This is a genomic window from Streptomyces sp. YIM S03343, from assembly GCF_054729195.1.
In genome coordinates, this window is sequence record NZ_JBPUKX010000001.1 from 4,507,731 (window position 1) to 4,531,582 (window position 23,852).

The 23,852-nt window shown below is 71.2% G+C and carries 20 protein-coding genes; 11 read left to right on the forward strand and 9 right to left on the reverse strand.

What is annotated here, in order from left to right; genetic code table 11:
* Nucleotides 1-300 precede the first annotated feature (300 nt).
* From ACSYGN_RS19460 to ACSYGN_RS19495, 8 genes are all read left to right on the forward strand, one after another.
* A complete protein-coding gene (locus ACSYGN_RS19460) occupies nt 301-1,050 on the forward strand; it encodes a YcnI family copper-binding membrane protein (RefSeq protein WP_460397341.1) in 750 nt (249 codons plus the stop codon).
* A 98-nt stretch (nt 1,051-1,148) separates the two neighbouring features.
* The gene (locus ACSYGN_RS19465; RefSeq protein ID WP_460397343.1) at nt 1,149-1,850 is read left to right on the forward strand and encodes an SCO family protein; all 702 of its coding nucleotides are present in this window, start codon (nt 1,149-1,151) and stop codon (nt 1,848-1,850) included.
* A gap of 32 nt (nt 1,851-1,882) precedes the next feature.
* Nucleotides 1,883-2,356: a copper chaperone PCu(A)C gene (locus ACSYGN_RS19470; RefSeq protein ID WP_460403572.1), complete on the forward strand. Its 474-nt coding sequence runs from the start codon at nt 1,883-1,885 to the stop codon at nt 2,354-2,356.
* A 12-nt stretch (nt 2,357-2,368) separates the two neighbouring features.
* Entirely contained in the window at nt 2,369-4,447 is a 2,079-nt protein-coding gene (locus tag ACSYGN_RS19475; RefSeq protein ID WP_460397345.1) for a copper resistance CopC/CopD family protein, read from the forward strand.
* 7 nt (nt 4,448-4,454) lie between these two features.
* A complete protein-coding gene (gene efeB / locus ACSYGN_RS19480; protein WP_460397347.1) occupies nt 4,455-5,792 on the forward strand; it encodes an iron uptake transporter deferrochelatase/peroxidase subunit in 1,338 nt (445 codons plus the stop codon).
* A 108-nt stretch (nt 5,793-5,900) separates the two neighbouring features.
* Nucleotides 5,901-6,833: a prephenate dehydratase gene (gene pheA, locus ACSYGN_RS19485; protein WP_460397349.1), complete on the forward strand. Its 933-nt coding sequence runs from the start codon at nt 5,901-5,903 to the stop codon at nt 6,831-6,833.
* Nucleotides 6,834-7,453: 620 nt separating this feature from the next.
* Nucleotides 7,454-8,731 (forward strand): serine--tRNA ligase, encoded by a 1,278-nt coding sequence (gene serS / locus ACSYGN_RS19490; RefSeq protein WP_460397351.1) that lies wholly within the window; start codon nt 7,454-7,456, stop codon nt 8,729-8,731.
* Nucleotides 8,728-9,531 carry an HAD family hydrolase gene (locus ACSYGN_RS19495; protein WP_460397353.1) on the forward strand — a complete coding sequence of 268 codons (804 nt, stop codon included), beginning with the start codon at nt 8,728-8,730 and terminating at the stop codon, nt 9,529-9,531. Before serS ends, ACSYGN_RS19495 begins: the two co-directional genes overlap by 4 nt.
* A 482-nt stretch (nt 9,532-10,013) precedes the next feature.
* On the opposite strand, the gene ACSYGN_RS19500 is transcribed toward ACSYGN_RS19495, so the two are convergent.
* The 5 genes from ACSYGN_RS19500 to ACSYGN_RS19520 all read right to left on the reverse strand — a co-directional run bounded on the left by ACSYGN_RS19500 (nt 10,014) and on the right by ACSYGN_RS19520 (nt 13,866).
* Complete coding sequence (locus ACSYGN_RS19500) at nt 10,014-10,241, reverse strand: SGM_3592 family protein (RefSeq protein WP_460397355.1); 228 nt, start codon at nt 10,239-10,241, stop codon at nt 10,014-10,016.
* Nucleotides 10,242-10,346: 105 nt separating this feature from the next.
* A complete protein-coding gene (locus ACSYGN_RS19505) occupies nt 10,347-11,069 on the reverse strand; it encodes an ABC transporter permease subunit (protein WP_460397357.1) in 723 nt (240 codons plus the stop codon).
* A 10-nt stretch (nt 11,070-11,079) separates the two neighbouring features.
* Complete coding sequence (locus ACSYGN_RS19510; RefSeq protein WP_460397359.1) at nt 11,080-11,991, reverse strand: ABC transporter ATP-binding protein; 912 nt, start codon at nt 11,989-11,991, stop codon at nt 11,080-11,082.
* The gene (locus tag ACSYGN_RS19515) at nt 11,988-12,902 is read right to left on the reverse strand and encodes an ABC transporter permease (RefSeq protein ID WP_460397361.1); all 915 of its coding nucleotides are present in this window, start codon (nt 12,900-12,902) and stop codon (nt 11,988-11,990) included. The genes ACSYGN_RS19510 and ACSYGN_RS19515 overlap by 4 nt, the downstream gene beginning before the upstream one ends.
* On the reverse strand, nt 12,892-13,866 hold the full coding sequence (locus ACSYGN_RS19520) for an ABC transporter ATP-binding protein (protein WP_460403574.1): 975 nt from the start codon (nt 13,864-13,866) through the stop codon (nt 12,892-12,894). Before ACSYGN_RS19520 ends, ACSYGN_RS19515 begins: the two co-directional genes overlap by 11 nt.
* Before the next feature lie 452 nt (nt 13,867-14,318).
* Between ACSYGN_RS19520 and ACSYGN_RS19525 the strand changes: the two genes are divergently transcribed.
* Nucleotides 14,319-14,867 (forward strand): RNA 2'-phosphotransferase, encoded by a 549-nt coding sequence (locus ACSYGN_RS19525; protein ID WP_460403576.1) that lies wholly within the window; start codon nt 14,319-14,321, stop codon nt 14,865-14,867.
* 15 nt (nt 14,868-14,882) lie between these two features.
* On the opposite strand, the gene ACSYGN_RS19530 is transcribed toward ACSYGN_RS19525, so the two are convergent.
* Complete coding sequence (locus ACSYGN_RS19530) at nt 14,883-15,794, reverse strand: LLM class flavin-dependent oxidoreductase (RefSeq protein WP_460397363.1); 912 nt, start codon at nt 15,792-15,794, stop codon at nt 14,883-14,885.
* A gap of 138 nt (nt 15,795-15,932) precedes the next feature.
* The gene (locus ACSYGN_RS19535) at nt 15,933-17,174 is read right to left on the reverse strand and encodes an MFS transporter (protein ID WP_460397365.1); all 1,242 of its coding nucleotides are present in this window, start codon (nt 17,172-17,174) and stop codon (nt 15,933-15,935) included.
* 278 nt (nt 17,175-17,452) lie between these two features.
* Between ACSYGN_RS19535 and ACSYGN_RS19540 the strand changes: the two genes are divergently transcribed.
* Together ACSYGN_RS19540 and ACSYGN_RS19545 are read left to right on the forward strand one after the other, a co-directional pair.
* Nucleotides 17,453-17,917, forward strand: coding sequence for a MarR family winged helix-turn-helix transcriptional regulator (locus tag ACSYGN_RS19540; RefSeq protein WP_460397367.1), 465 nt, complete (start codon nt 17,453-17,455; stop codon nt 17,915-17,917).
* A gap of 225 nt (nt 17,918-18,142) precedes the next feature.
* Complete coding sequence (locus ACSYGN_RS19545; protein WP_460397369.1) at nt 18,143-19,030, forward strand: HAD-IIB family hydrolase; 888 nt, start codon at nt 18,143-18,145, stop codon at nt 19,028-19,030.
* A gap of 128 nt (nt 19,031-19,158) precedes the next feature.
* Here ACSYGN_RS19545 and cydD read toward each other — a convergent pair whose 3' ends face one another.
* Both cydD and cydB read right to left on the reverse strand, forming a co-directional pair.
* On the reverse strand, nt 19,159-22,752 hold the full coding sequence (cydD, locus tag ACSYGN_RS19550; protein WP_460397371.1) for a thiol reductant ABC exporter subunit CydD: 3,594 nt from the start codon (nt 22,750-22,752) through the stop codon (nt 19,159-19,161).
* Nucleotides 22,753-22,828: 76 nt separating this feature from the next.
* Entirely contained in the window at nt 22,829-23,833 is a 1,005-nt protein-coding gene (gene cydB / locus ACSYGN_RS19555; RefSeq protein ID WP_460397373.1) for a cytochrome d ubiquinol oxidase subunit II, read from the reverse strand.
* Nucleotides 23,834-23,852 lie beyond the last annotated feature (19 nt).

Consider the following 23,852-nt stretch of genomic DNA (forward strand, 5'->3'; position numbering starts at 1 on the left):
CACGACAGCGACCACCGCACCCCACCCACCGGAGCCTTCCGAAAGCCCTCCAGGAGCCCACGGGGACTCCGTCGGCATTCCATCGGGATTCCGCCGGGGAGGGGCCGTCCGCCGTCGTGCGGCCGCGCGTCCCTTTCCCGCAGTCCCGCACGGCACCGACCGCCGGCCATCGGTCACCGGCCACCGGCCACCGGCCACCGGCCACCGGCCACCGGCCACCGGCCACGAGCCATCAACCGATGCTCCAGGTTGAGCCGGCGCCGTGCCCCGGATCATCACCCGAAGTGGAGTGCTCCTGCCATGAAGGCTTCCAAGGCTTCCCGTCTCACCGCCGTCGGCGGCGCCGCGGCGATCGCCGTGCTCGCCCTGGCCACCCCCTCGTTCGCGCACGTCAGCGTCGCCCCGGAGGGCACCGCGGCCAAGGGCGGCTACGCGGTGGTGGACTTCAAAGTCCCCAACGAGCGTGACAACGCCTCGACCACCAAGGTCGAGGTCAGCTTCCCCGCCGACCACCCGCTGGCCTCGGTGATGGCGCAGCCGCTCGCCGGCTGGAAGGTCGAGATCACCAAGTCCAAGCTCACCAAGCCGCTGGAGGTCCACGGCAAGAAGATCGACGAGGCCGTCTCCAAGGTGACCTGGACCGCGGACGGCAAGGGCGTCGAGCCGGGCTACTTCCAGAAGTTCCCGCTCTCCATGGGCGCCCTGCCCGAGGACACCGACGAACTGGTCTTCAAGGCCGTCCAGACGTACTCGAACAAGGAGGTCGTCCGCTGGATCGAGGTCCAGAAGGACGGCCAGGAAGAACCGGAGAACCCCGCTCCGGTGCTCGCGCTCTCCGCCGCCTCCGAGGACGGGCACAGCCACGGCGCCGCTACCGCCGAGGACGCCGCCGCCACCTCCGAGGCGACCACCGCCGCCGTCTCCACCTCCTCCGCCGCCTCCTCCGGCAGCGACACCACCGCCCGCGTCCTCGGCGTCGTCGGCATCGTCGTCGGCGCCGCGGGAGTGGCGTACGGCGTCCTCGCCGGACGTCGGCGCACCGCCGCCTGAGACCCGCTCACCATGGCGCGCACCGGGGCCCGTACGTTCGTCATACGGCTGTACGGCCCCGGTGGGCGCCGGAGCACTCACCACTGGGACACGCATCCATGCGCAAGATGACCTGCACGAAGACCTCCAAGACCGCCAAGACCGCCCGGACTCCCAAGACCCTCGCCGCAGCCGCGCTGCTGGCCGCCGCCGCGCTCACCCTCTCCGCCTGCGCCACCGGCAGCGGCGGCAAGGACAGCCCGGTCGCCGTGGTCTCCGCCGACGCCTCGCAGCAGGCCGCGACCGTGCTCGACCAGCCCTTCGACAAGCCCGGCCTGGTTCTCACCGACACCCACGGCAAGAAGTACGACCTCCGCAAGGAGACCGCGGGCCGTCCGACGCTGGTCTACTTCGGCTACACCCACTGCCCCGACATCTGCCCGCTGACGATGAACAACATCGCCGTGGCCAAGAAGGCGCTGCCCGCGGCCGAACAGGCGAAGCTGCGCGTCGTGTTCGTCACCACCGACCCGAAGCGGGACACTTCGGCCGAGCTCGGCAAGTGGCTCAGGGGCATCGACCCTCAGTTCATCGGGCTCACCGGTGACTTCGCCGCCATCCAGGCGGGCGCCCGCGCCCTCGGCATCTCCGTCGAGCCGACCAGCAAGGACAAGAACGGCAAGACCGTCTCGGCGCACGGCACGCAGGTCATCGCGTTCTCCCCCAAGACCGACGGCGGCTATGTCCTCTACGGCCAGGACACCACCGTCGACGACTACACCAAGGACCTCCCCAAGCTGATCAAGGGGGAGAACCCGTGAGAACCTCCAGGCGCCCGGCCCTGTCCGCTGCGATGGGCGCGGCACTCACCGGCGCCCTGCTCCTGACCGGCTGCGGCGGCGGCTCGGGCGACTCCGCCGACGGCTCCGGCTCCGGCTCCGGCTCCAGCGACCGCCCCGAACTGTCCGTCAGCTCCTCCTACATGCCCCGGCCCGTCACCTCCGACATGGCCGCCGGGTTTCTCACCATCGTCAACAAGGGCGGTACGAAGGACGAGCTGACCTCCGTCACCAGCGACGCGGCGGGCAGCGTCACCCTGCACGAGACCACCGGGCAGGCGATGAACGAGGTCACCTCCCTGACGGTCCCCGCCCACGGTCAACTCGTGTTCAAGAGCGGGGGCTACCACCTCATGTTCGAGAAGCTGAAGCAACGGCCCGAGCAGGGCCGGACGGTGACCCTGAAGCTGCACTTCGCGACATCCGATCCGCTCACCGTCGAGATGCCGGTCAAGCCGGCCACGTACAACCCGGCGACCGGACACTGAGGGAGGGCCACCGTGCCGCAGACCATCACCCCCCGCGTGCGCACCTTTGTGCTGCTGCTCGTCGCCGTCACCGGCATGCTCCTCGCCGGTGCCGGTCCCGCCACCGCGCACGCCGCGCTGACCGGCAGCAATCCCCAGCAAGGGGTGGTGGTCGCCAAGGCGCCGACCGAGGTGGCGCTCACCTTCTCCGAGAAGGTCGCCCTCAGCGACGGCTCGCTGCGGGTGCTCGATCCCAAGGGCGGTCGCGTCGACGTCGGCAAACCGTCCAACACCGGCGGCACCACCTACTCGGTGCAGCTGAAGAGCGGCCTGCACAACGGCACGTACACCGTCACCTACCAGGTCGTCTCGGCCGACAGCCACCCCGTCGCCGGTGCGTTCACCTTCTCCGTCGGCAGTCCCTCGAAGACCGCGGTCAGTGTCTCGGGACCCTCCGCGGGGGGCGGGGTCGTCGGCTGGCTCTACGGCTTCGGGCGGTACATGTCGTACGCCGGGTTCATCGTCATGGTGGGCGGCGCCGCTTTCGTGCTCGGCTGCTGGCCGCGCGGCGCAGGGGTCAAGGCCATGCAGCGGCTCGTCGTCTCCGGCTGGCTCGCGCTCACCGCGGCGACCCTCGCCCTGCTCCTGCTGCGCGGCTCCTACACCGGGTCGGGGAAGACTGCCGACATCTTCGACCTGAGCCTGCTCGCCGACGTCCTCCAGACCAAGACCGGCGCCGCGCTGGTCTCCCGGCTGCTGCTGCTGGCCGCCGGGTCGCTGTTCATCGCCGTGCTCTTCGGGACGTACGCCCGCCCGTCGTCCACCGCAACCCCGAACGACGGGGAGGTCGAAAACGACGGGGAGGTCGAAGGGGAGGACGACGCGCAGGACGGCGAGGAGAGGCGCGACCTCGCCTTCGGGCTCGCCGTCGGCGGCACGGTCGTCGCGGCCGGGCTGGCGGCAAGCTGGGCTCTGGCCGAGCACGCCTCCACCGGGCTCCAGCCCGCCGTGGCCATGCCGGTCGACGTCGTCCATCTGCTCGCCGTCGCCGTCTGGCTGGGCGGGCTCGCCGCCTTGCTCACCGCCCTCTACAAGGCGCCCGCCGGCACCCCGATCGAGGCCGCCGCCGTACGCCGCTTCTCCCAGGTCGCCTTCGGCGCCGTCCTCGCACTGGTCGCGACCGGCACCTACCAGTCCTGGCGGCAGCTCGGCTCTTGGTCCGCGTTCACCGGTACGACGTACGGGCGACTGCTGCTCGCCAAGATCGCGCTCGTGGCGGTGATGGTCGCCGTCGCCTGGTTCTCTCGGCGGTGGACCGGGCGGCTGACGGAGACGGCCGAGGTCCCGCAGGACACCACGGACACCACGGATGCCGTGGAGGCCGTGGAGGCCGCAGAGGCCGTGCAGGCCGCAGAGGCCGTGCAGGCCGCAGAGGCCGTGCAGGCCGCGAAGGGGCCCGCCGCCGTGCACAAGGGCGGCCAGGCGTCCGGAGCGGGCTCCCCGAACTCCGCCCGTACCGCCCAGCTGGCCCGGCAGCGCGCCGCCGTGAACGCCGCCCGGGTCAAGCGGCTGCGCGACTCCGACGCGGGCCGCTCCGGGCTGCGCCGCTCGGTCCTCGCGGAGGCCGGGGTGGCGGTGGCGCTGCTCGCCGTCACCACCGTGCTGACCCAGAGCGAACCGGGCCGGACCGTACGGGAGGCCGAGGCGGCCAAGGCAGCGGCATCCTCGTCGTCGACGTCGTCCTCGTCGAACTCGGCGGCGTCCACCGGGGCGGCCCTGACCCTGGACATGCCCTTCGACACAGGCGGCACCGATGGCAAGGGCCTCGTACGGCTCGAACTCGACCCGGCCCGGACCGGCGCCAACAAGATGGACGTCCTGGTGCAGCGCCCCAACGGACGCGCCTTCGACATCCCCGAGGTGAAGGTCTCCTTCACCCTCGACGCCAAGAAGATCGGCCCCCTTCCCGTGGCCCCGGACCACATCGCCACCGGGCACTGGGCGGCCACCGCGCTCCAGATCCCCATGGCCGGCGACTGGAAGATCTCCGTCACGGTCCGGACCTCCGACATCGACCAGACCACCGTCTCCAAGAACGCGCAGATCGGCTGAACGCACGATGCCTGACCACTCCACCGCGGATGCCGAGACGGCCCGCACCCCCGACACCACCGCTACCACCGACACCGCTACACCCACCGACACCATCGCCACGGCCCCCGCTGACACAGCCGCCGCCACTGGCGTGTCCCGACGACGGCTACTGAGCACCGCCGGGGCCACCGGGCTCGTACTCGGCGCGGCCGGCGCCGCCGTCGGATACACGGCCGCACCCGCCGGGGCCACCCCGCTCACCTCACTCGGCTCCGCCAAGGCGTTGTTTCACGGGAAACATCAGCCCGGTATCACCGAGGGCCTCCAGGCCGTCGGCCATCTCGTCGCCTTCGATCTGACGGCCGGGGCCGGGCGCAAGGAGGCCGCCGCGCTGCTGCGCCGCTGGTCGGCGACCGCCGAACGGCTCATGGCAGGCGAAGCCGCCCCGCACGACGACACGGACGTGGCCCGCGACGCCGGCCCCTCCTCCCTCACGCTCACCTTCGGCTTCGGACGCACCTTCTTCTCCCGCACCGGCCTGGAGAAACAGCGGCCGGTCTCCCTGGACCCGCTGCCCGACTTCTCCTCCGACCACCTCGACAAGGCCCGCAGCGACGGTGATCTGTGGGTGCAGATCGGCGCCGACGACGCCCTCGTCGCCTTCCACGCGCTGCGCACCGTACAGAAGGACGCCGGGAGCGCGGCCCGGGTCCGCTGGCAGATGAACGGCTTCAACCGCTCCCCTGGCGCCACCGCCCACCCCATGACCGCCCGCAATCTGATGGGCCAGATCGACGGCACCCGCAACCCGAAACCCACCGACGCCGACTTCACCAAGCGGATCTTCGTACCGGCGTCCGGCTCCACCGACCCGGCCTGGATGGCGAACGGCTCCTACGCCGTCGTACGCCGCATCCGGATGCTCCTCGACGACTGGGAGCAACTGTCGACGCACGCGCAGGAGGCGGTCATCGGCCGCCGCAAGTCCGACGGGGCACCGCTGTCCGGGGGCGGCGAGACGACGGCGATGGACCTGGAGAAGACGGACGCCAAGGGCGACTACGTGGTCCCCTCCACCGCGCACGCCCGGATCAGCCGTCCCGACAAGAACGGCGGGGCGGCGATGCTACGGCGCCCGTTCTCCTACCACGACGGCATCGCCGCCGACGGCACCCCGGACGCCGGTCTGCTCTTCGTGTGCTGGCAGGCCGACCCCCTACGCGGCTTCGTGACGGTGCAGCGGAAGCTGGACCGCGGCGACGCCCTGTCGAAGTTCATCCGCCACGAGACGAGCGCCCTCTTCGCGGTGCCGGGCGGGGCGGGACGGGGGGAGTACGTGGGGCAGCTCCTGCTGGAGGGGTGACTGGAGGGATGAAGCCTGGGGGATGAGGACTGGAGGGTGAGGGGTGCCGCGGGGAAGGCCGGAGCGCGTGTGGCGCCCCGGCCGTCGCGGGCCCACTAGGGTGAGGTCATGCCTGCGAGCTACGCCTATCTCGGCCCCGAGGGCACCTTCACCGAGGTCGCCCTGCGTACCCTTCCCGAGGCGGCCACCCGGCAGCTGGTGCCGTATGTGTCCGTGCAGTCCGCGCTCGACGCCGTGCGCGGGGGTGACGCCGAGGCCGCGTTCGTGCCGATCGAGAACTCCGTCGAGGGCGGCATCACCACCACCCTCGACGAGCTCGTCGCGGGCACCCCGCTGATGATCTACCGCGAGGTGCTGCTGTCGATCACCTTCGCGCTGCTGGTCAGGCCCGGTACCAAGCTCAAGGACATCAAGACGGTCACCGCGCACCCGGCCGCCCAGCCGCAGGTGCGCAACTGGCTGCGCACCCATCTGCCCGACGCCGTCTGGGAGTCGGCCGCCTCGAACGCGGACGGCGCCCGGCTGGTCCAGGAGGGCCGCTACGACGCCGCCTTCGCCGGTGAGTTCGCCGCCGCGCGCTACGGCCTGGAGGCCCTGGAGACCGGCATCCACGACGCCGAGAACGCGCAGACGCGGTTCGTGCTGGTCGGCCGCCCGGCGCGGCCCGCCGCCCGGTCGGGGGCCGACAAGACCTCGGTCGTGCTGTGGCAGCGCACCGACCACCCCGGCACCCTGCGCGATCTGCTCGGCGAGTTCGCCGGCCGCGGGATCAACCTGATGCTGCTCCAGTCCCGCCCGACGGGCGCCGGTATCGGCAACTACTGCTTCTGCATCGACGCCGAGGGCCATATCTCCGACCGGAAGGTCGCCGAGGCCCTGATGGGGCTCAAGCGGATCTGCCTCCAGGTGCGGTTCCTGGGGTCGTACCCGCGTGCGGACATCACCCCGGAAGAGGTCGCCGCACCGCATCCGGGGACGTCGGACGAGGAGTTCATGTCGGCCGCGGACTGGGTCGCGCGGTGCCAGGACGGTCGGTTCTGACGGGCGGTTCTGATCTGTCCGGGCGGTCCGGCGGCTCTGTCGGGAGCGGTCCGGCGGCTCTGTCCGGAGCGGTCCGGCGGCGGGTGAGCCCGCGCCACCTGCGGCGCCTCAAGTTGTCCACAGATGTTATCCACAGGCCTTCCGCTCCCCCTGGGGACAAGTCGACAGCAGGGAGCCAGCCTGTCGACAAATCTGCCTGCGGAGCCCCATCCGGACACATGCCGGACGGGTCACCCTTCGGTCACTTGTTTCCCCTGGTTCATCTTGCAGAGTGACCTCTTTCCTGGTGAAAGTGGCTTTTGTTGCGTTTTGAGCGACGAATTCCGTGCCTTACCCCGCCCTGCAGCGCACTTCCGGAGTGATCAATTCCGAAATCCACAGATCGTGCACACAGCCTGTGGATAACTCACTGGGGGGACCAATGGCCTGTGGACAACACCCCGCTCCAAGTCCCGCCCCTCACAAGGGAATCGAGTCAACCGGAAGCCCGCACCATGCCCCGTCCCGGGGAGTGAGACACCTTTTCTTGACACACAGCGCTATTGCCCCATAACGGTACGTACGCCCTGGCGGGAATAGTGAGTCGTTGGGCAGGACCCCGCACCGGTAGCCTTGGCCACGTGATTGACCTTCGTCTGCTCCGTGAGGACCCCGACCGTGTGCGCGCGTCGCAGCGCGCCCGTGGAGAGGACGTCGCGCTCGTCGACGCTCTCCTGTCTGCCGACGAGCGGCGCAGGTCGTCCGGCGTCCGCTTCGACGAGCTGCGCGCCGAGCAGAGGTCGCTCGGCAAGCTCATCCCCAAGGCCGCCGCGGACGAGAAGGCCGAGCTGCTGAAGAAGGCGAGCCAGCTCGCCGCCGACGTCAAGACGGCCGACGCCGAGCGCGACGCCGCCGACGCCGAGACGCAGGAGCTGCTGCTCCGGCTCGGCAACCTCGTCCACACCGATGTGCCCGTCGGCGGCGAGGAGGACTTCGTCACCCTGGAGACGCACGGCACGATCCGCGACTTCGCGGCCGAGGGCTTCGAGCCCAAGGAACATCTGGAGCTCGGCCAGCTGCTCGGCGCGATCGACGTCGAGCGGGGTGCCAAGGTGTCCGGCTCGCGCTTCTACTTCCTCAGCGGGATCGGCGCGCTGCTGGAGCTCGCGCTGGTCAACGCGGCGATCGCCCAGGCCACGGCCGCCGGCTTCACACCGATGCTGACCCCGGCGCTGGTGCGCCCCCAGTCGATGGCGGGCACCGGCTTCCTCGGCCAGGCCGCCCAGGACGTCTACCACCTCGACAAGGACGACCTCTACCTGGTCGGCACCTCCGAGGTGCCCCTCGCGGCGTACCACATGGACGAGATCCTGGACGCCGACCGGCTGCCGCTGCGCTACGCGGGCTTCTCGCCCTGTTTCCGCCGCGAGGCCGGCTCGCACGGCAAGGACACCAAGGGCATCTTCCGCGTCCACCAGTTCGACAAGGTGGAGATGTTCTCGTACGTCCTCCCGGAGGAGTCGCAGGAGGAGCACCGGCGGCTGCTGGAGTGGGAGAAGCAGTGGCTGACCTCGCTGGAGCTGCCGTTCCGGGTCATCGACGTCGCCACCGGTGACCTCGGCGCCTCGGCGTCCCGCAAGTTCGACTGCGAGGCGTGGATCCCGACCCAGGGCAAGTACCGCGAGCTGACGTCGACGTCGGACTGCACCGAGTTCCAGTCCCGCCGGCTGCGGATCCGGGTCCGTGACGGCAAGCAGGTCCGCCCGCTGGCCACACTCAACGGCACGCTGTGCGCCGTACCGCGCACCATCGTGGCGATCCTGGAGAACCACCAGCAGGCTGACGGCTCGGTGCGGGTGCCCGAGGTGCTGCGCCCGTACCTGGGCGGCCGGGAGTTCCTGGAGCCGGTCACCAAGTGAGCAACGGCTTTCCCTACCGGCTCGTCGCGACCGACCTCGACGGCACACTGCTGCGCTCCGACGAGTCGGTCTCGCGGCGCACCCGTGACGCGCTCACCGCGGCTGCCGCGGCGGGCGCGGCGCACATCGTCGTCACCGGCCGCGCGGTCGCCTGGACCCGTCACATCCTCGACGACCTCGACTACCGGGGCCTGGCCGTGTGCGGCCAGGGCGCGCAGGTCTACGACGCCGGGGAGGGCCGCCTGCTGACCTCGGTGACCCTGGACCGGCAGCTCGCGGCGGTGGCGCTGGCCAAGATCGAGGCCGAGACCGGCCCGCTGTTCCTGGCGGCGAGCCGCGACGGCCTGCACGGCGAGGTGCTGGTGGGACCGGGGTACGCGGCCACCGAAAAGCTGCCCGCGACCCCGTTCACGGACGTGGCCGACCTGTGGTCCGCGCCGTTGACCAAGCTGTACATCCAGCACCCCGAACTGTCGGACGACGAGCTGGCGGACGCCGCCCGCCGTGCCGCGGGCGGCTTCGTCTCCGTCGCCATGGCGGGCGCGGGCATCGTGGAGCTGCTCCCGCTGGGTCTGTCCAAGGCGACCGGCCTGTCGCTGGCGTCCCGCCGTCTCGGTGTGAAGGCCGAGCAGACCATCGCCTTCGGTGACATGCCCAACGACGTCCCGATGTTCGCCTGGGCGGCACACGGCGTGGCCATGGCCAACGCGCACGAGGAACTGCGGGCGGTGGCCGACGAGGTGACCCTGTCCAACGAGGACGACGGCATCGCCGTGGTCCTGGAGCGGCTGCTGGCCTGACCGGGCCTACTGGGCTGACCGGCCCCCGGGGCCTGTCCGGCGGATCATGCCGCAAGACATGGGCCCTGGGCCGTCGTCCGGCCGTCGTCCTTCCGGGTGGGCGGCCCACGCGAGGGTGAGATCGCGTGCTCGAAGCGGCCGCCCCGGGCAGCTCCCCGTGCGGAAACGGGCGGGCGGAGGTAGTGGTCGCTCCGCATACTGCCCTGCTGGAAGCCGGAGGCAATGCCGTGCATGGACGTGCCCCGGCTCCACTCCCGGAATAGGACGCCGGTCCCCGACCGGCGATGTGGACACACCAACTGTGCAGGTCGAGGCGGGTCGAACGCCACCGATTTAATCCGGGTGTCCCGCTATGGGGGTGTACGGCTGCAGGGTCAGGCACCCCGGGCATCCTCGGCCGTCACCACCACCGCCACCGTCACCACCACCGGCGTCCTCCGGTGGCCGCCACCGTCACCACCACCGGCGTCATCCGGTGGCTGTCACCGCCACCGCCACCGGCGGCGTCTGGCCTTGCTGAAGAACCAGCCCGCGGGTTCCTCGTCGGAACGCCAGGGCTGGGGTTCGGGGGCCTCGTTGCGCCAGCGGGCGGCGAGCATACGGGCGCGGGCGGACGGCTCGGTGGTCGAGGCCGAGCGTATGAAGTCTTCGTCCAGGACTGTCTCGTCCCAGTCGGAGTCGTCGTCCCTCGGCGCGTCGTCGGCGGCCATGCCCGTGCCTCCCGCTTCCCAGCAGTGCATCCCCTGGAGCACAGTGTGCCCGGCCGAACGTGAAGCCTTCGTGAAGGCAGCACCCGTCCGGCCGGGCCCCGTTTCCTACTCCTCGCCCGTCAGCGTCAGCGACCGCAGCCGCTGCCCCGCGTACCAGGTGGCCGCGATGGTCACCAGCACCAGCAGCACGGTCGCCGTCGGCAGCTTGACGTCCGAGGTGACCAGGGCCGAATCGCCGGACACCTTGTGGGCCACGGCCAGCGCCCACTGCTGCACGCTGAGGGTGCGAGCGCCGGAGACCAGGGAGCCGAACAGGGCCTCCCAGACCAGCGCGTAGACGAGCCCGAAGACCACCGCGTGCCGGGACACCGTGCCGAGCAGCAGGAACAGCGCCGAGTAGGCGATGGAGGCGACCAGTGCGGCCACCGTGTAGGAGACCGCGACCTGCTGGCCGTTGCCGTTGAGGATCATGCCCGCGATGAACGTCGGCACCGCGGAGAAGACCATGGTCACGGCGATCGCGACGATCAGCTTGGTGAAGATGATCGCCGGCCGCTTCAGCGGCTTGGACAGCAGGTAGACCACCGAGCCGTCGTCGATCTCGGGCCCGATGGCGCCGGTCCCGGCGATGACGCCGATGATCGGCACCATGGTGGCGAGGGCGAGGCCGCCCAGCAGATCGGCGGCGGTCTGGTCGTCGGCGCCGGCCAGACCGCGTACCGCGATGGAGATCACGATCAGCAGCAGGGGCAGGGCGCCCAGGATGAGCGCCCGGCGTCGGCCGAGCAGCGCCCGGTAGGTGAGGCGGGCGACTGTGGGGTCGTACATCTTCGGCCTCCTACGCCGCGACCAGATACGAGAAGACGGACTCGAGGGACTCGTCGGACGGCGAGACCGTGAGCAGCCGGATGCCCTGCTCCTTGGCCACCCGCGGCAGCAGGGCCGTGAAGCGGCCGAAGTCGACGGCCTGGATGCGCAGCGCGTCCTCGGCGAGGTCGACCTCGATACCGGAGGTGGACGGGTCGGCGATCAGGGCGGCGGCGAGGGCGCGGTCGTCGCTGGAGCGGACCAGATAGCGGTGCGGCCGGTCCGTCATCAGACGGCGGATCTTGCGGAAGTCGCCGCTGGCGGCGTGCCGTCCGGCGACGATCACCTCGATGTGCCAGGCGAGCTGCTCGACCTCTTCGAGGATGTGCGAGGAGAACAGCACGGTGCGGCCCTCGTCGCCCATCCGCCGCAGCAGGTCCATGAGCTGCATGCGCTGGCGCGGGTCCATGCCGTTGAACGGCTCGTCGAGCAGCAGCAGGGACGGTTCGTGGACGAGCGCGGAGGCCATCTTCACCCGCTGGCGCATGCCCTTGGAGTAGGTGGAGATCTTCCGGTCCTGCGCGTACTCCATCTCGACGGTGGCCAGGGCGCGCTGGGCGGCCTTGGCGCCGAGGCCGTGCAGTTCGGCGTTGGCGAGGACGAACTCGCGGCCGGTGAGGAAGTCGTACATCGCCTCGCGTTCGGGGACGATGCCGATGTGCTTATAGATCTGCTCGTTGCGCCACACCTCCTGTCCGTCGAGGGTGACGGTGCCGGAGGAGGGGGCGAGGAAGCCGCCCATCATGTTGAGCAGGGTGGACTTCCCGGCGCCGTTGGGGCCGAGCAGCCCGGTGACGCCGGGGCCGACGGTCATGGTGACGTCGTTGACGGCGACCACGTTGCCGAACCAGCGGGAGACGTGGTCGATGGAGAGCGTGGTCACTGTCCCACCTTCCGGTAGCGGCGCAGCAGGAGGCCGTAGGCCGCGGCGACGAGGCCCAGGACGGCGATGACGTAGACGATTCCCTGCAGGTCGGAGGGTCCCGCCGAGTTCCCGCCGGGGAAGGAGGACGTCGCACCGAGGAAGGCGCTCTGCACCCCGTCGATGAGCGTGACCGGCGAGAAGAGGCCGATCCAGGGGACGGCGCTCTGGCTGCCCTGGACGTCGGCGATGGCCTGGAGAGTCGAGACCGCGCCGTAGGAGATGGTCATGACGGCGATGATCGCGGCGATGCCGAAGCCGCGGCGCGGGGTGACGGCGGCGATGACGAGGCCGATCCCGGCGAAGAGCAGCGAGAGGAGTGCCACGGAGACGAGCCCCTGAGCGAATCCCTTGGTCTGGTCGGTGAAGTCGAGCTTGGCGAGCAGCGCGCCCACGTAGAGCACGAGCAGCGGGGTCGCGGTGAGGATGAAGAGCGCCGAGGCGAGCGCCGCGAACTTGGCGCGGACGTAGTCGGCGGTCTCGATGGGCCGCGAGAAGTACAGCGGTACGGTCTTGAAGCGCAGGTCGCGGGAGACGGACTGGGGTGCCTGCGAGGCGACGTACAGGCTGATGACGGCCTGCATGATGATCGCGTACTTGGTGTACTCGACGGGCAGTTCCTTAAGCTTGGTGGCGACCGCGACGGCCACCATGATGGCCGCGGGCACGCACATCACGGCGAACAGCAGCATCGGCAGCACCTTGGACTTCACGGAGCGGCCGAGGCCGTAGGCGCCGCGCAGGGACTGCGAGTAGAGGGAGAGGCGCGCGTAGGCGCGGCCGAGGCGGGGGCCGTCGTAGCTGCGGTAGCCGATGTCGTGGATGCGGGTCTGGTCCCGCGTCCCGGTGGCGGCGGGGTTCTCAGTTGCCATGGCCGACGGCCTCCTTCCGGGCACCCTGATCGGTTGTCTCGTCGTTCTTGAAGACCTCGGAGATGTGGTGGCGGCGCTGTTCCATGCGCACCAGGCCGAGTCCGAGGTCGGCGACGACATCGCGCACGAGGTCGTACGTCTCCTCGCCGGTGGCGGTGAGCAGCAGGATGTGCCCGGCGCCGGGGAGGCCGGCGCTGTCGTGGGTGTCCACCCCGCGCGCGTGGAGTGCCTCGCGCAGGCTGCGGGTGCCGTCGGGGTGGTCGTCGGTGTCCGTGACCTCGATCGCGAGGGTGGTGGTGGTCTGGGTGAAGTCCCGGGTGGCACTGGCGCGCAGCAGCTTGCCGCCGTCGATGACGACGACGTGGTCGCAGGTGCGTTCCAGTTCGCCGAGCAGGTGCGAGGTGACCAGGACGGAGATGCCGAAGTCGGTGTGGATACGGCGGATGAGGCCGAGCATCTCGTCGCGGCCGACGGGGTCGAGGCCGTTGGTCGGCTCGTCCAGGAAGACCAGCTGGGGGTCGTGGACGAGGGCCTGGGCGAGTTTGACGCGCTGCTTCATACCGGTGGAGTAGCCGCCGATGGGGCGGTAGCGCTCCTCGTACAGGCCGACGTGGCGCAGGGTGTCGGCGGTTCGCTCGCGGGCGGCGGTCGGCGGGAGGCCGGACATGCGAGCCATGTGCACGACGAACTCGGTGGCCGAGACATCGGGCGGCAGGCAGTCGTGCTCCGGCATGTAGCCGACGCGTTCACGGATGGCGGCACCCTTGGTCGCGACGTCCAGGCCGAGTACCTCGGCGCGGCCCTCGCTGGCGGGGGACAGACCCAGCAGGATCTTGATCAGGGTGGACTTGCCGGCTCCGTTGGCTCCGACGAGACCCGTCACCCCGGGTCCGACGTCCACGGTCAGCCGGTCGAGAGCGGTCACCCGTGGGAACCGCTTGCTCAGGCTTTCGGTCGCGATCACAGTCACGCCGTAGACGGTAGTGATACGGGCCACCGCGGTCGTCAGACTGCAGAGCAGTTTTGGCGTCAGTCTCCAGTCGTACGAGCCCGTAGGGGATCCCCTGCCTGAGAGCTACCCGAATCCGCCCCCTCTCGGCGCACCTTGACGAATCCTCTTGAATCGTAAGTAGGTTGTCCACAGTTTCGTCGTTTCGCCTGTGGAAAACACAGTGAACTTGTGGAACAAACCTCCAAGCGAAATTCACATGCGTGATCCACGTCTCATCCGGCACCCTGAAGGCCATGAACGAGAAGAGCCCGAAGAACGACGGGAAAGGCAGCCCTGAGGGGGACGGCGACGGGAAGGACGGCGACGGGAAGGACGGCCACGGGAAGGACGGCCACGGGAAGGACGGCCACGGGAAGGACGGCCACGGGAAGGACGGCCACGGGAAGGACGGCCACGGGAAGGACATGGACGAACGTCGCACGGTGAAGGTGTCGAAGTACCTGTCGAAACATCTGAGACACCAGCCGGAGCGGATCGGTCTCGTCCTCGACGAGGGCGGCTGGGTGGAGATCGACGTGCTGCTCGCGGCGACGGCGGCACACGGCTTCCGTGTCACGCGGGAGGAGCTGGACCATGTGGTCGCCGTCAACGACAAGCGGCGCTTCGCCGTCGAGGGCGACCGGATACGGGCCAGCCAGGGCCACAGCGTCGAGGTCGACCTGGGCCTGCCCCCGGCGACCCCGCCCGCGAACCTCTACCACGGGACGGTGGCCCGCCATCTGGACGGGATCCGGGCCGAGGGGCTGCGCCCCATGAACCGGCATGACGTGCATCTGTCGCCGGACCGCGAGACGGCGACCCGGGTGGGCGCCCGCCGGGGCCGGCCGGTGGTGCTGGCGGTCGACGCGGCGGCGATGCACCGCGACGGCCATGTCTTCCAAGTCAGCGCGAACGGAGTATGGCTGACGAAGACGGTGCCGGCGCACTATCTGCGCTTCCCCGCCCCGCGCTGACGGACGACCGGGATGTCACGCGAGTTGCGCGGGCGCCTCCGTGGCGATCTGCTCGAAGACCTTCTCATCGGCGGCGAAGTCCGAGTCGGGAATGGGCCAGTGGACGGCGATCTCGGTGAAGCCGAGTTCCTGGTGCCGCCCGGCGAAGTCGACGAAGGCGTCGAGGGACTCCAGCGGGCGCCCCCGGTCGGGGGTGAAGCCGGTGAGCAGGATCTTGTCGAGTTCGTCGACGTCTCGGCCGTGGTCGGCGCAGGCGTCGGCCAGCCGCCCGATCTGGTCGCGCATCGCGCGCAGCGACTGTTCCGGGGTGCCCGTCTCGAACAGCTTGGGGTCCCCGGTGGTGACCCACGCCTGCCCGAACCGCGCCGCGAGCCGCATCCCACGCGGCCCGGTGCCGGCCACCGCGAAGGGCAGCCGGGGCCGCTGGACACAGCCGGGGATGTTGCGCGCCTCGTGCGCCGAGTAGTAGTCGCCCTCGTACGACACCCCAGCCGTGCCGTCCTCGGTGAGCAGCCGGTCGAGCAGCGCCACGAACTCGGCGAACCGGTCGGCCCGTTCGCGCGACGTCCACGGCTCCTGGCCGAGCGCGGTGGCGTCGAACCCGGTGCCCCCGGCACCGACGCCGAGGGTGAGACGGCCGCCGGAGACGTCGTCCAGCGAGATCAGCTCCTTGGCGAGGGTCACCGGGTGCCGGAAGTTGGGCGAGGTGACCAGGGTGCCCAGCCGCATCCGAGCGGTGACCCCGGCGGCGGCGGTCAGCGTCGGCACGGCACCGAACCAGGGGCCGTCGCGGAAGGAGCGCCAGGACAGATGGTCGTAGCTGTACCCGGCGTGGAACCCGAGCTCCTCAGCCCGCTGCCAGTCGTCCCGGCTCCCTTCGTGCCAGCGGCGGTACGGCAGGATCACGGTGCTCAGACGCAGACTCATGCACCCGAGCCTACGGCCGCTCCCTCCCGCCACAGCAACCACGGCACGCGGCGACCACCACTTGCTCCCTCGGCCCTCGGGACGTCCCCGACGTCCCCGACTTTCCCCGACGTCCCCTCGACCACCGAAGCTCGCATGTCAGCCGTTCGGCACGCGGTTCCTGGAGGCCGCCACGCCGTTCGCCTGCTGCGGGCCTGCGGTACGACCGTTCGTCGCGACGACCCTGCCGGGCCGGCTGTCCCGGCGTTCCAGGGCCGCCGACAGGACGGCGAGGGCGAGGGCGGACGTGGTCAGAGCGGCACCGATCAAGTTGGGGGCGGTATAGCCGTAGCCCGCGGTGATGACCAGGCCGCCGAGCCAGGCCGACAGGGCGTTGCCCAGGTTGAAGGCGCCGATGTTCACGGCCGAGGCCAGTGTGGGAGCTCCGTGCGCCTGGTCGAGGACGCGTTTCTGGAGCGGCGGGACGGTGGCGAAGCCCAGGGCTCCGATCAGCATGACGGTCACGGCGGCCGCGGCCTTGTTGTGCGCGGTGAGGGTGAAGAGCGCGAGGACGAGGGCGAGGCCGCCGAGGGAGACGTAGAGCATGGGCATCAGCGCGCGGTCGGCGAACCGGCCCCCGACGAGGTTGCCGGCGACCATGCCGAGCCCGAACAGCACCAGCAGCCAGGTCACCGAGCCCTCGGCGAAGCCCGCGACACGGGTCATCATCGGCGCTATGTAGGTGATGGCCGCGAAGACGCCGCCGAAGCCGAGGACCGTCATCGCCATGGCGAGCAGCACCTGGGCGTTCCGGAACGCGGCGAGTTCATGGCGCAGGCGTACGCCCGCGGGCCGGGGCAGCTCTGGCACCAGCGCGGCGACACCGAGCACTCCGACGACTCCCAGCCCGGCGACGATGCCGAAGGTGACACGCCAGCCGACGTGCTGTCCGACCAGGGTGCCGAGCGGCACGCCGACGACGTTGGCGACGGTCAGTCCGGTGAACATCGTCGCGATGGCCCCGGCCTTTCTGTCGGGGGCGACGAGGTCGGCGGCGACGACCGAACCGATGCCGAAGAACGCGCCGTGGGCGAGCGAGGCGACAACCCGGCCGGCCAGCATGACCGAGAAGGAGGGGGCGATCGCGGAGAGCAGATTGCCGACGGTGAACAGCCCCATCAGCAGCATCAGCATCCGTTTGCGGGACGTCTTCGTGCCAAGGACGGTCATCAGCGGGGCGCCGGCCACCACGCCGAGCGCGTAGCCGGTCACGAGCAGGCCCGCGGTGGGGATGGAGACCCCGAAGTCGCCGGCGACCGCGGGCAGCAGACCCGTGATCACGAACTCGGTCGTTCCGATTCCGAAGGCCCCGACCGCGAGGGCGAGGAGCGCGAGGGGCATGGGGGATACACCTTCCCAGTCGATGGCAGGCGCCTGTGGCGGGCCCGATTGCACGCACGTTTAATGCGCGTACACAATAATTGCACACGCGCCCTATAGGCAATGGCGGGCTATCTCACCGCTGGCCTATCCTGGATCGAGCCACCGAGCCGCCGAGCCACCGAGCGTCAGAACCGCAGAGCCGCCGAGCCGCCCGGCAACCGAGTCGCCGACCCACCGAGCGGCTGAGCCACCGCGCGGCCGGACCGCCGGCCGCTCCGGGACGGAGGAAACGCCACATGACCGCGACGGACCCCGCGCTCACCGCCCTCGCCCAGGGCTGGTGCGCCCTCTCGCTGCTGCACGGGAGGATCGAGACCCACGTCGAGCGCGCCCTGCAGGCCGGGCACGAGCTGAGCGTGCGCGAGTACTCGCTGCTCGACGTCCTCAGCAGGCAGCACGACGACGAGGGAGGCCACCTCCAGATGAAGCAGGTCGCCGACGCCGTCGTCCTCAGCCAGAGCGCGACCACCCGCCTCGTCACCCGCCTCGAGGACCGCGGTCTGCTGGCGCGCTATCTGTGCCCCACCGACCGGCGCGGCATCTACACCGACGTCACGGCGGCCGGCCTGAAGCTCCTGGAGGAGGCCAGGCCCACGAACGACGCCGCGTTGCGCGAGGCTCTCGACGAGGCGGCGAAGAACCCGGTCCTGGCACCGCTGGTACGGGTCGTGGAGTCGCTGGAGGTACCCACGACCGCGTAAGCGCTCCGCTGGGAGTGCCGCGATGGGCCGTCTGCCGTCTGCCGTCTGCCGTCTGCCGTCTGCTGTCTGCTGTCTGCTGTCTGCGGCAGCATCGTGGCTGGTCGCGCAGTTCCCCGCGCCCCTTCAGGCCGCTGCCGAACCGCAGCAGACTTAGCCCGACCTGCCAAGCCCGCGGCAGCATGCCCCGCTGCATCCGAGCGGCCCACCGCACGGCCGTGCGGGCATATGCGCGAGAATGAACCGGTGACCTCAGCCACCCGAACGCCCGAGAGCCGTCCCCCCGCCGTTCCACCGCGGCTGATCGCCACCGATCTCGACGGGACCCTGCTGCGCGACGACCATTCGGTCTCCCCGCGCACGGTCGCCGCCCTCGCCGCCGCCGAGGAGGCGGGCATCGAGGTCTTCTTCGTCACCGGCCGCCCGGCCCGCTGGATGGACGTGGTCAGCGACCATGTCCATGGCCACGGCCTCGCGATCTGCGGCAACGGCGCGGCCGTCGTCGACCTGCACGGAGGTCCCGGCGCCCACCGGTTCGTCAAGCTGCGTGACCTGGCCCGGGACAACGCCCTCGACGCCGTACGGCTGCTGCGCGCGGCGGCGCCCGGCACGGTGTACGCGCTGGAGCAGACGTACGGCTTCCACCAGGAGCCCGACTATCCGCATCTGCACATGGAGGTCCCGGACAGCCTCGCGCCCGCCGAGGAACTGCTCGCTCCCGGTGGCGCCGCCACCACCGAGCCGCTGCTCAAGATCCTCGCCTACCACGCCACCCTCGACCCGGACGTCTTCCTGGGTCTCGCCCGGCTCGCGCTCGGCGACCGCGCCGTCGTCACCCGCTCCAGCCCCAGTGCCCTGCTGGAGATCAGCGGCCCCGGCGTCTCCAAGGCCAGCACCCTCGCCCTGTGCTGCGCGGAGCGGGGCATCGCGGCCGAGGAGGTCGTGGCCTTCGGCGACATGCCCAACGACGTCGAGATGCTCACCTGGGCGGGCCGTTCGTACGCCATGGGCAACGCCCACCCCGCGGTGATCGAGGCCGCCTCGGGGCGCACCGTGGCCAACAACGAGGACGGGGTCGCCCTCGTGATCGAGAAGCTGCTGGCCGAGCTGCCGTAGGGCGGGAGCCCGACCGCCGGGACGGGCACGACCGCCGGGACGGGCACGACGGCCGGGACGGCGGTGCGGCGGCCGGGACGACGGCACGGCGGCCGGGACGGCGGCACGGCGCTCCCGAAGGTCCCCCGCTACCGCCCCGCCACCAGCAGTTCCGCCTCCGCCTCCCGCTCCAGCATCGCCCTCAGCGGGCCGTCCACGACCGCCAGTTCGGCGTAGGCACCGCGCTGCACCACGCGGCCCTCGTCCAGGACGATCACCTCGTCGACGGCCTCGATCCCTGCCAGGCGGTGGGTGATGAGCAGTGTCGTACGGCCCTCGGTGGCGGCCAGCAGATCGGCGGTGAGCGCGTCGGCCGTCGGCAGGTCGAGATGCTCGGCGGGCTCGTCGAGGACCAGGACCGGGAAGTCGGCGAGCAGCGCGCGGGCGAGAGCGAGGCGCTGGCGCTGACCGCCGGACAGCCGCGCCCCGTGCTCGCCGACGAAGGTGTCGAGCCCGTCGGGCAGTCCGTCCGCCCAGTCGAGCAGCCGGGCGCGGGTGAGCGCGTCGCGCAGCTCGGCCTCGGTGGCGTCCTTCTTCGCGAGCAGCAGGTTCTCCCGCACGGAGCTGTCGAAGAGGTGCGCGTCCTGGGCGCACAGGCCGACGAGGCGCCGTACGTCGTCGCCGTCCAGCGCGTACGCGTCCACGCCGCCGAGGCTGTACGCGCCCGCCTCGGTGTCCAGGAACCGCAGCAGCACCTGGGAGAGGGTGGTCTTGCCGGAGCCGGAGGGGCCGACCACGGCAATACGGCGGCCCTCCTCCAGCGTCAGGTCCACGCCCGCGAGCGCCTCCCGGTCCTGACCGGCGTAGCGGGCGGAGAGGGCCTTGACCATGAGCGGGAACGGCGACGCCGGGGCCTGCCGCGGCTGCTCCGGCTCGCGTACGGGCTCGGGGGCGTCCAGCACCTCGTACACCCGCTCGGCGCTCCGGTGCACCCGCTGCCGGTACTGGACCGCGAGCGGCAGTCCGAGGACGGCCTCGAAGGCGGCCAGCGGGGTGAGGACGACCACCGCGGTCACGACCCCGCTCAGCCGTCCGTCGGCGACCGCCTGGACGCCGAACAGGGCGGCCGCGGTGACGGTCAGGCCGGAGACCAGCGAGGTGAGTCCGTCGCCGAGCGCGGTGGCGGTGGCGGCGCGGGAGGCGATCCGGGTGAGCACGGCGTCGGCGCGCTTCGCCTCGGCGGTACGGGCGGGCAGCGCGCCCGCGACGGTGAGTTCGGCGGTGCCGGTGAGCAGGTCCGTGACCCGGGTGGCGAGGGTTCCTCGGGCGGGTGCGAGGCGGTGTTCCGCGCGGCGGGCGACGGCGCCGCTCACCAGCGGCACCCCGGCCCCGGCGGCGAGCAGTCCGACGGCGAGGGCGGCTCCGGCCTCGGGCAGCAGCCAGGCCGTGAAGGCGACCGATCCGGCGGACACGGCGACGGCGACCCCGGCGGGCAGCAGCCAGCGCAGCCAGTAGTCCTGGAGCGCGTCCACGTCGGCGACGAGCCGGGACAGCAGATCGCCGCGCCGGGTGGTGCGCAGCCCGGCGGGCGCCAGCCGCTCCAGGCGGCGGTAGACGGCGACGCGGGTGTCGGCCAGCATCCGCAGCACGGCGTCGTGCGACACCAGCCGCTCGGCGTAACGGAACACGGCCCGCCCGATGCCGAAGGTCCGCGTGGCGGTCACGGCCACCATCAGATAGAGCACGGGCGGCTGCTGCGAGGCCCGGGAGATGAGCCACCCGGAGGTGGCCATCAGGCCGACGGCGCTGCCGAGCGCGAGGGTGCCGAGCAGCAGCGCGAGAGCGAGCCTGCTGCCGCGGGGGCCGGACATGGCGCGGACACGGGCGAGGACACCGCCGTGCGCGCGTCCCACCGCCTCGTTCCCGGTGTCCGGGGGGCTGACCGGGTCTACCGGGTCTGCCTGGTCTGCCAGCTCTGCCGGGTCTGCCTGGTCTGCCTGGGAGGCGGCGGCAAGGTCTTCCGGGCGGGCGGCGGCAACCGGCTCCGCGATCTCGGTCGGCTCCGGTGCGGCTTGCTCGGCGGCACTCGGCCGGTCCGCCGGTTCGGCCTCCTCCAGCCGTACGACCCGGTCCGCCACCCCGAGCAGCGCGGGCCGGTGCACGACCAGCAGGACGGTGCGGCCCTGGGCCAGCCGTCCGACGGCGGATACGACCTCGGCCTCGGTATGGCCGTCCAGCGCGGCCGTCGGCTCGTCGAGCAGCAGCACCGGGCGGTCGGCGAGGAAGGCGCGGGCCAGGGCGAGGCGCTGGCGCTGACCGGCGGAAAGACCGGCGCCGTCCTCACCGAGCAGGGTCGCCGCCCCCTCCGGCAGCGCCTCGACGAACTCCAGGGCACCGGCGTCCGCGAGGGCCCGTCGTACGGCGTCGTCGTCGGCGTCGGGCCGGGCGAGCCGTACGTTCTCGGCGATCGTCCCGGCGTACAGATGCGGCCGCTGCGGCACCCACGCGACCTGGGAACGCCACTGTGCGAGGTCAAGGCCGGCGAGATCGGCGCCGCCGATCCGCACCCGGCCCTCGGCGGGACGTACGAAGCCCAGCAGGACGTTCAGCAGCGTCGACTTGCCGACCCCGCTGGGCCCCACGAGGGCGACCGTCTCGCCGGGTTCGACGGCGAAGGACGCGTCCGAGACGGCGTCGCCGGAGCGGCCGGGGTAGCGGACGGTCACGCCCTCGAAGGCGATGCCCCCGGCCGGGACCTCGGCGCTTCCGGACTCGGGCAGCGGGGTCTCCAGCACGGCGAAGATCTCCTCCGCGGCGGCGAGTCCCTCGGCGGCGGCGTGGTACTGCGCGCCGACCTGGCGCAGCGGCAGATAGGCCTCCGGCGCCAGGACCAGGATCACCAGGCCGATGTAGAGGTCCATGTCGCCGTGGACGAGACGCATACCGATGGTCACGGCGACCAGGGCGACGGAGAGGGTGGCCAGGAGTTCCAGGGCGAAGGAGGAGAGGAAGGCGATCCGCAGCGTCCGCATGGTCGCCTGCCGGTATTCGCCGGTGATCCGCCGGATGGACTCGGCCTGTGCCTTGGCCCGTCCGAAGACTTTGAGGGTGGGCAGTCCCGCGACGACATCGAGGAAGTGACCGGACAGCCCGGTCAGCAGCCGCCACTGACGGTCCATCCGGGACTGCGTGGCCCAGCCGATCAGCGCCATGAAGAGGGGGATCAGCGGCAGGGTGGCGACGATGATCGCGGCCGACACCCAGTCCTCGGTGACGATCCGCGCGAGCACCGCAACCGGTACGACGACGGCGAGGCCCAGTTGCGGCAGATAGCGGGAGAAGTAGTCGTCCAGGGCGTCGACGCCCCGGGTGGCGAGGGCGACGAGGGAGCCGGTCCGCTGTCCGCTCAGCCATCCCGGGCCGAGGGCCGCGGCCCGCTCCAGCAGGCGTTCACGCAGTTCCGACTTCACTGCGGCGCTCGCCCGGTGCGCGGCGAGTTCGGTGAGCCAGGAGATCAGAGCACGGCCGCCCGCGACGGCCGCCAACAGCAGCAGGGGGGTCCGCAGACCGGAGACCGACAGCCCGTGCTGGAACGCCCCGACCACCACTTCGGCGATGAGCATCGCCTGGGCGATGACCAGTCCGGCGCCGACGGCCCCCAGAGCCACGATCGCCATGAGGAAGAGGCGGGTGGCGCGGGCGTAGCGCAGCAGACGGGGATCGATTGGTTTCACGTGAAACATGCCCTTCAACCGAAGAGGGGGGTTTCGCGTTGTTCAACGTGTCACGTGAAACATCGCGAACCCCCCTACGCCGGACTCAGTGCGCGGCGTCGGCCAGGTGCTGCGTACCGATCCGCTTGCGGAACACCCAGTATGTCCACCCCTGGTAGAGCAGGACGATCGGCGTCGCGATCCCGGCGCACCACGTCATGATCGTCAGGGTGTACGAGCTCGACGAGGCGTTGGAGACCGTGAGGCTCCAGTCGCTGTTGAGCGTGGACGGCATGACGTTCGGGAAGAGCGTCAGGAAGAGCATCGCCACCGCGGCCACGATGGTGACGCCGGACAGGGCGAACGCCCATCCCTCGCGTCCGATCTGGTTGGCGCCCAGCGCCCCGAGCAGGGCGAGGACGGCCACGACCATGGCGACCAGGCTGGCGGCGTCACCGTTGTCGAACTGCGTCCAGAGCAGGAAGACCAGTGCGAGAGCGGCGGTGGCGATCCCGACCTGGAAGGCGAGCTTGCGGGCCCGCTCCCGGATGTCACCGACGGTCTTGAGCGCCGTGAACACCGCACCGTGGAAGGTGAACAGCGTCAGGGTGACGAGGCCGCCGAGCAGGGCGTACGGGTTGAGCAGGTCGAAGAAGGTGCCCGCGTACTCGTGCTGCTGGTCGATCTTCACGCCGTGCACGATGTTGCCGAAGGCGACACCCCACAGCAGCGCGGGGACGAGGGAGGACCAGAAGATCGCGTGCTCCCAGTTGTTCTGCCAGCTCTCGTCGTCCCGCTTCGACCGGTACTCGAAGGCGACGCCCCGGACGATCAGGCTGACCAGGATGATCAGCAGCGGCAGATAGAAGCCGGAGAACAGCGTGGCGTACCACTCGGGGAACGCGGCGAAGGTCGCGCCGCCCGCGGTGAGCAGCCATACCTCGTTGCCGTCCCAGACGGGGCCGATGGTGTTGATGAGCACCCGGCGCTCGGGCCGGTCGCGGGCGAGCAGTTTGGTGAGGATGCCGACCCCGAAGTCGAAGCCCTCGAGGAAGAAGTACCCGATCCACAGGACGGCGATCAGGATGAACCAGACGTCGTGCAGTGCCATGACTTAGCAGCTCCCTCGG

What these genes read in the sequence shown, in the direction of transcription:
- ACSYGN_RS19525 (WP_460403576.1), top strand. Translation starts at nt 14,319, where the DNA reads ATGGACGAACGTCGCACGGTGAAGGTGTCGAAGTACCTGTCGAAACAT.
- ACSYGN_RS19535 (WP_460397365.1), bottom strand. Translation starts at nt 17,174, where the DNA reads ATGCCCCTCGCGCTCCTCGCCCTCGCGGTCGGGGCCTTCGGAATCGGA.
- ACSYGN_RS19465 (WP_460397343.1), top strand. Translation starts at nt 1,149, where the DNA reads ATGCGCAAGATGACCTGCACGAAGACCTCCAAGACCGCCAAGACCGCC.
- ACSYGN_RS19505 (WP_460397357.1), bottom strand. Translation starts at nt 11,069, where the DNA reads ATGTACGACCCCACAGTCGCCCGCCTCACCTACCGGGCGCTGCTCGGC.
- ACSYGN_RS19515 (WP_460397361.1), bottom strand. Translation starts at nt 12,902, where the DNA reads ATGGCAACTGAGAACCCCGCCGCCACCGGGACGCGGGACCAGACCCGC.
- ACSYGN_RS19540 (WP_460397367.1), top strand. Translation starts at nt 17,453, where the DNA reads ATGACCGCGACGGACCCCGCGCTCACCGCCCTCGCCCAGGGCTGGTGC.
- efeB (WP_460397347.1), top strand. Translation starts at nt 4,455, where the DNA reads ATGCCTGACCACTCCACCGCGGATGCCGAGACGGCCCGCACCCCCGAC.
- ACSYGN_RS19530 (WP_460397363.1), bottom strand. Translation starts at nt 15,794, where the DNA reads ATGAGTCTGCGTCTGAGCACCGTGATCCTGCCGTACCGCCGCTGGCAC.
- cydD (WP_460397371.1), bottom strand. Translation starts at nt 22,752, where the DNA reads ATGTTTCACGTGAAACCAATCGATCCCCGTCTGCTGCGCTACGCCCGC.
- cydB (WP_460397373.1), bottom strand. Translation starts at nt 23,833, where the DNA reads ATGGCACTGCACGACGTCTGGTTCATCCTGATCGCCGTCCTGTGGATC.
- pheA (WP_460397349.1), top strand. Translation starts at nt 5,901, where the DNA reads ATGCCTGCGAGCTACGCCTATCTCGGCCCCGAGGGCACCTTCACCGAG.
- ACSYGN_RS19545 (WP_460397369.1), top strand. Translation starts at nt 18,143, where the DNA reads ATGCGCGAGAATGAACCGGTGACCTCAGCCACCCGAACGCCCGAGAGC.
- ACSYGN_RS19460 (WP_460397341.1), top strand. Translation starts at nt 301, where the DNA reads ATGAAGGCTTCCAAGGCTTCCCGTCTCACCGCCGTCGGCGGCGCCGCG.
- ACSYGN_RS19470 (WP_460403572.1), top strand. Translation starts at nt 1,883, where the DNA reads ATGGGCGCGGCACTCACCGGCGCCCTGCTCCTGACCGGCTGCGGCGGC.
- ACSYGN_RS19500 (WP_460397355.1), bottom strand. Translation starts at nt 10,241, where the DNA reads ATGGCCGCCGACGACGCGCCGAGGGACGACGACTCCGACTGGGACGAG.